Annotated in this window: 1 pseudogene; it reads right to left on the bottom strand. The window is 77.7% G+C overall.

From position 1 onward, the window contains the following. A pseudogene (locus C1A33_RS35310) lies at nt 1-903 on the bottom strand (hypothetical protein); the annotation flags it as partial.

The following is a 903-nucleotide window of genomic DNA, read 5'->3' as shown; positions in this document are numbered from 1 at the left end:
GGGCATCGGACCGGGTGGGGGGCCGGCGCGGCCGGTGCCGGCGACCGTGTCGATGCGGCCGTCGGGGGTGATGCGGCGCAGGCGATGGGTGAAGCTGTCGGCGACGAACAGGGTGCCGTCGGCGGCGAGGGCCAGGCCACAGGGGTTGTCCAGCTCAGCGTCGACGGCCGGGCCGCCGTCACCGCGTCCACCGCCGCGGCCGCAGCCGGCGACCGCGGTGATCGTCGCGTCGGGGTCGACGCGCACCACCCGGTGGCGCAGCCGCTGCGACACGAAGACCGCGCCATCCGGTGCCGCGACGACGCCGTACGGGTACTCGACCCGCAGCGCGCCGCCGCCCGTTCCCGCGTCGTGGGGTGTCCCTCGCGGGATCGTGCCGCCGCCGGGGAGAGTCCCGCCGTCGCCGCGGCTGCCGCGTCGGGAGGCTCGGCCCCCCGACGACCCACGGCGCAGCACAGCGGCCCATCGACGACCAGGCTCCGACGTGGGAGTGCCGTCGGACCCGGGACCGGCACCGGCCTCGGAACCGACATCGGTCATGGCCGGCAGGTCGGTAATGGCCGGCAGGGAGGCGGTGGGAGGCCGTCTGTCGGACGGCGGGTTGTTGGACTGAGGCCGCGTGTCGGGCGGCGGGGTGTTGGGAGGCCGCGTGTCGGGCGGCGGGGTGTCGGGCTGGGGCGAGGGTAGCGCGCGGGTCTGCGGCCCGAGCTGCTCCGGCGGCGTGCTGAGGGGCGACTCGCGGTGTACGGCTGGGATGGGCCTCGGGCCAGGCGGGATGGTCGAGGTCGCGGCGCGGGCGGCGTCGCGGATGTCGTCGTCGAGGCGGACGGGCAGGGGGGTGCGGGCGAGCCAGTCGGGGCCGAGGGCGTGGGCGGCGGCGGTGGCGAGGTCGGTGGCACGGTG

Source organism: Frankia canadensis (assembly GCF_900197875.1).
Lineage (GTDB): Bacteria > Actinomycetota > Actinomycetes > Frankiales > Frankiaceae > Frankia > Frankia canadensis.
Note: the sequence above shows the minus strand (reverse complement) of the source record. Positions and strands in the feature narration are given on the sequence as shown.